3 protein-coding genes are annotated in these 2,997 nt (G+C 44.1%); 2 read left to right on the top strand and 1 reads right to left on the bottom strand.

Features of this window, described 5'->3' with window-relative positions; translation table 11 throughout:
• Positions 1 to 94: 94 nt before the first annotated feature.
• Complete coding sequence (locus AC3A8L_RS20875; protein WP_487964208.1) at positions 95 to 670, bottom strand: hypothetical protein; 576 nt, start codon at positions 668 to 670, stop codon at positions 95 to 97.
• A gap of 511 nt (positions 671 to 1,181) precedes the next feature.
• On the opposite strand from AC3A8L_RS20875, the gene AC3A8L_RS20870 reads away from it, so the two are divergent.
• Both AC3A8L_RS20870 and AC3A8L_RS20865 read left to right on the top strand, forming a co-directional pair.
• Positions 1,182 to 1,613: a LexA family protein gene (locus AC3A8L_RS20870; RefSeq protein WP_487964207.1), complete on the top strand. Its 432-nt coding sequence runs from the start codon at positions 1,182 to 1,184 to the stop codon at positions 1,611 to 1,613.
• Positions 1,610 to 2,863 carry a Y-family DNA polymerase gene (locus AC3A8L_RS20865; protein WP_487964206.1) on the top strand — a complete coding sequence of 418 codons (1,254 nt, stop codon included), beginning with the start codon at positions 1,610 to 1,612 and terminating at the stop codon, positions 2,861 to 2,863. Before AC3A8L_RS20870 ends, AC3A8L_RS20865 begins: the two co-directional genes overlap by 4 nt.
• Positions 2,864 to 2,997: the final 134 nt, after the last annotated feature.

The raw sequence follows: 2,997 nt of genomic DNA, 5'->3' as shown, positions 1-2,997 counted from the left end.
TATCTTTCTACTAAATAAGACCCCTTCGATGCCGGGCTTGTCCAACAACTGGATAAGATTGCGGCTTCGCGCAATCTATCCTTGTTCGTTAGGTTTACTTTGGTGAGGTCCATACTCGCTCCTTGTCTCTGACAATAACGATAGACTTTTCGTTTTCTTTAGTATGAAGTGCGGTAAGGTTTTCACCACCAAATAGCACTAGTGATGGGCGCTCCCCAGCAATTAATACGATCTCATTGGTATTTCCATCAGCGTATTCACCATGGACAGTTAGTGCACCCCACGTATCATCTGATGTTATAAGGACACTCTTTTCTTTCATTAGTGGGCCAACACTAAACATAACCGTACTATCTTGGTTGATAAGCATTGAAACCGGACTCCCATTGCTGTCATACATGACAAACTGAGGCTCCTCTAGACCAGTATCTTGATTAGTGGCAACCCCATAGAATAGACGTTGGTTACCATCCCTATCAAAAACTCCAAAGCCATATTTTTTGACTTCATGCGATGCGAACTCGCCGAATTGAATCCTAGTTCGATCTAAACTGTCACTAACGGAAAGCATATTATAATCCGTGTAAGTTCTTACAAACTTTTTATCGTATATATAAATAGATATCACGGAAACAGATACTGTCATTAATATATGAACTAGAATTTTCATGATGTAAACCTAACACTTATATATCCGTCAGACGCTTTTCCCGGCTGACATTTTCACGAGAAAACAGGCTAGTCCCCGCCACTCGTAGCTTGCAGCGAATACTACCTCATCCAAACCCAAAAATACACCGTCACACCAAGCCCGAATATTACAATATCCACGCAACAAATTAATACCTTAACCATCTGATTCATATAGTTTTCCCACCAAAATATCTTAATATTCAATCAAACGGAATATTAAGATATTTCGCCGCTTTTCAGTCGAATTTGATCACGGTGAGATTGCACGCCCCACACAGCTTCAAGCCGTCGCATTAATCTCTGGGCTGCCGCAAAATGCTAAAGCGACGATCGGGGCAGGAGTGTCGCTGCAGCCGCTATCAGAACACCAAAATCGCCAATTATTCCACCCTAAAAAGGGTAAATAATCGGATATCCCTTATCATTCTCGAATAAAATGAACTATCATTGACTGTATAAATAAACAGCATTCTATTTGCCATTACCTTATGATTATTCAGAAACTCAACATCCATGCAATCGAGCCCAGCTTTACACTCCCGCTGGCCTCAACTCGCCTGCGCTGTGGCTTCCCGAGCCCTGCTGATGACCACTTGGATGCTCCGCTCGATTTAATTCAACATCTTATACGCCATCCAGCGGCCACTTTTTTTGCTCGCGCCGAAGGGGATTCGATGTCTGGGGTCGGCATTATGGATGGTGATCTATTGATTGTTGATCGCTCGATTACACCCAAAAACAAAGACATCGTAGTTGCGGCTGTCGATGGCCAGCTAACCTGCAAGATACTGGACACAACACAGCATCAATTGTTAAGTGCCAACAACGAATACCCGCCGATCCATATTGATACAGAACATGCAGATCTTATTATTGAAGGGGTTGTTATTCACGCTATCCATCATCTCAGAAAACAATGATTGCGCTATGCGACCAGCGTGCTTTTTATGCCAGTTGTGAAGGTGTTTTTCGTCCAGCTATTCGCGAGAAGCCCATTGCGGTACTGAGCAATAATGATGGCTGTATTGTCGCGCTAAATGAAGAAGCCAAATCCATCGGTTTACAAAAATTTGCTCCCTATTTCCAGCAACGTACTATTGCAGAGCAATCCAACGCCCATGTGTTTTCAAGTAATTATGCGCTTTACGGCGAGATATCCCGACGGATTATGGAGACTATTCGGGCGCTTGTCCCTTACGCGGAGGTGTACTCCATTGATGAATGCTTCTGCGATTTAAGCGGCATTCCAATTCATCAATTAAAAGGTTTTGGGCATCACTTGCGATCAATCATTTGGAAGCAACAGCGCATTAATATGGGCGTATCTGTGGGTGCAACAAAAACACTGGCAAAACTGGGACAATTTGCCACCAAAAAAATCCCATCGATAAACGGCGTTTGCATTCTTGAAAACGATCATCAAATTGATTGGCTTGCCAAAAGAACGCCCGTCAGTGAAGTCTGGGGCGTGGGCCGGCGCCTAGCGGAAACCTTACAGCAGCAAGGCATTACACACGCGGGCGCATTGCGACGGCTACCACTGGGCCTAGCAAAAAAGCTAGGTCACTTACCGCTAGTGCAAACGGTTAAAGAATTAAACGGGGAGATGTGCATTCCCTTTCAAGCCACACAACCTGAAAGGCAGTCCATTGTATGCAGTCGCAGTTTTGGTGTAAAAATAGAAAGCCGTGAAAACTTAGAACAAGCCCTGAGCGAGTTCGCAGCGCGGGCCTGCGAAAAGCTACGAAAACAGCGCAGCGTAAGCCGCGCCATCAATGTTTTTATTATGACCAGTCGGCATGCAGAGCAACGCCGAACAGCGATTGAATCAACCCGCTTACCCTGCCCTACCGCGTATACACCTACTATTACTAGCACCGCAAAAATGCTGCTTGATAAAATGTATCGCCCTGGGTACCTCTACGCCAAAGCCGGCATCGAACTTAAAGAGATATCACCCGTAGGCGCCTGTCAAAGTGATTTTTGGGCGGGTGATAATGAACAGGTCAATGCATTGATGAAAACGATGGATACCATTAATCATAAATTTGGAAAAGCAACCGTATGCCTTGCGGCTCAAGGTACCGTAAAAAAACACGCTATGAAACAGACACACTTAAGCCCAAAATACCTTTCAATATGGTCAGATATTCCGCGAATTAAGTGTTGAAATAAATACCTCACCAACAACTCGTATAGCCAACAATCCTGAATTTTATTTTCAAACTCAAAAAGATAGTGTGAACTGGGCTAAGGGACGAGGAAACAATATTTCATCCACTAATGCTCGATCTCGACATCCTT

This window comes from Marinagarivorans sp., from assembly GCF_982758155.1.
Note: the sequence above shows the minus strand (reverse complement) of the source record. Positions and strands in the feature narration are given on the sequence as shown.